Origin of the sequence: Micromonospora sp. 15K316 (assembly GCF_004348525.1) — a bacterium.
In the GTDB taxonomy this organism is placed as follows: Bacteria; Actinomycetota; Actinomycetes; order Mycobacteriales; family Micromonosporaceae; genus Micromonospora.
On record NZ_SMKG01000390.1, the window covers coordinates 1 to 2,255 of the forward strand.

The window sequence follows — 2,255 nt, forward strand, 5'->3', positions numbered from 1 at the left end:
GCCCCGTCCCGCCCGGGCGGCTACGCACCCGACACGCCATCACCGCCCAAGCGCAGATCGCCTCCGGGAGCATGCCCACCGCCACACCCTGGCAACGGCGCACCGCCCTGCCGCCACCGAAGCCGACCCTGCACCTGGCCGTGCTCGTCGACACGTCGTTCTCGATGCATCCCTACGCGGCGCCGATGTCCTCGGCCGGGTGGATCCTCGCCCACGCCGCCCACACGAACCAGGCCACCACCACCACGATCGGATTCGGCAACCGGGCCGCCATTCTTGTGCCACCCCACCAACAGCCGACATCTGTCCTGGAGATGCGGGCGTTCGGCGGCACCACCGCGTTCATCGACGCGGTGAAACTCGCCGACCAACTGCTGCGCCTGCGCCAACCCGGCGGGCCGCGGATGCTCGCCGTCGTCTCCGACGGCGACCTACCCGACACCGCGCCGGCGCAGCGGCTGATCACCACCCTGCACCAGACGGGCTGCGCCGTGCTGTGGCTACGCCCCACCGACCTGGCCGGGCACACCTTCACCCACACCACCACCCTCGAGGTGGCCGACCCCATCCAGGCCGTCGACGCCATCGCCGACGCCGCCTTCACCTCGCTCGAACGCTCCTGACGAGCCTCCGCACAAGCGAAGGCGCCGAGGCCGGCTGCGGGACGAGAGCGGCACCAGAAGCCGCGCCGATCCATCGCCGCTTGCAGCGGGTTCGCGCGCTGCCTACCCCCGCCGCTGACCTGACTGCGTCCCAACGCACGAACCAGGCCGATGCCCGGCCACCCGCACCCAGCGCAAACCCGGGCACGGCCGACAGGCCGTGCCCGGGTTTCCCGCCCACAAGCCTTGATAGAAGGTCAACCGCGCCCACGCCCGGATCCGCTCCATCGGCGAACGCGCCAACGCCACGCTCAAACCCGGAAAGTCTTGACCAAGCTGCGCTGCTGCCCACACCGCGCCACCTCGATCGTGCAGGCTATCCTCGGGTTACACCACGCCGAGCACCCGATCCACCAAGGACGAAAAGGCTCATTGATACCCGACATCAGCGAGTCGGTGCTCCATCAACCATCGCCAGGGAGCACGGCTCCCTGTTCGCCGACCGCTCGGCCCCCGGGGCTCAGCCGGCGAATTCGTTGACGCCGAGGGCGAAGTCCCAGTGGCCGACCCCCGCTTCCGTCCGCGCCGCTGTCGTCCCCCGCGGTGCGGGCGTTGGAGTCGCATCGGGTGCCAGGCCAAGGAACGGCTCGCGGCCGGAGAGCTGTGGTCGGATCTGGGCCTTGTCTTCGCCAGCAGTGGTAGACGGGATGGCAGCTTCCCAACCACCCACCCACCGCAACTGTTCGGCAACTCCATCCTGGAGTCGTCTGGCCCCCGCCGGAGGCACTGCTCTAGAGCCGAGTGCTCGGCGACCTGTACCACGGGCGGATCCCGGCCCGAGCGGTCTACGTCGGCCGCGCCACGCCCGGCCTGCCGATACTCCAACCCGCACCGTATCGGCCCCTGTTCGCATAGATGGGTGGGGTACTATCCAGCAACGCTGGCCGATAAAGATCATCGGGCGCATGGGGAGAACGGGGAAAGTCTGTGTTCAGAGCAAGGTTCCTGAAGCTCGCTGCGATCGCCACACTGCTCGTCGCAAGCACCGCCGTCACGGCGGGGCCGGCGCACGCGGACGGGTCCGGGTCCGCAGTTCCTCGGGTTGCGGTGAGTCCGGCCCCTGGCGCTACAACGACGGACAGGGCATCGTCCACGCCGTCTGGCACGCTGGCGGAGTCCCTTCCGTTGTGGAAGGTCGCTTCTCGCGCAAATTGGGACTGCACCTACGGATACCCCTGCCTCTTCGGCGGTGACTACGGCGCCGGCGCATACCATCTCGAAATGACCTGCGGCTTCTACGACTTGGGCACATACTCGCGGAATGACGGGACGGGCCTCCACTTTAACGACTGGGCCAATTCGGCACGGACCCACGGCAACAGCATGACCGTGTACAACTGGGACGGATCCAAGTGGGTCGACTGGGGAACCGTGCCCGCGTGGACTAATAACTGGCAGTTCAAGTTGGTAGACCAGATCGACGGCGTCATGATTAACTGCTAGACATCAGCTGCTAGAAGGAAGGGGCCTCGCACCAGATGTTGCGAGGCCCCTTTTTCTGGCGCCGAGACCACGAGCCGGCACACCCTGAGCTTCGAATGCTGCGCGATCGCCTTGATGGAGCTAACCCCGCCCCCCTCCATCACCTTCACC

The 2,255-nt window shown here is 67.6% G+C and carries 1 protein-coding gene and 1 pseudogene; both read left to right on the forward strand.

Going from position 1 to position 2,255, the window contains the following annotated elements; all coding sequences use genetic code 11:
* Positions 1-623 (forward strand): VWA domain-containing protein (locus E1211_RS31790; RefSeq protein ID WP_132353899.1); only part of this gene is annotated, 623 nt, incomplete at its 5' end.
* A gap of 235 nt (positions 624-858) precedes the next feature.
* A pseudogene (locus E1211_RS31795) lies at positions 859-1,022 on the forward strand (IS5/IS1182 family transposase); the annotation flags it as partial.
* Positions 1,023-2,255 lie beyond the last annotated feature (1,233 nt).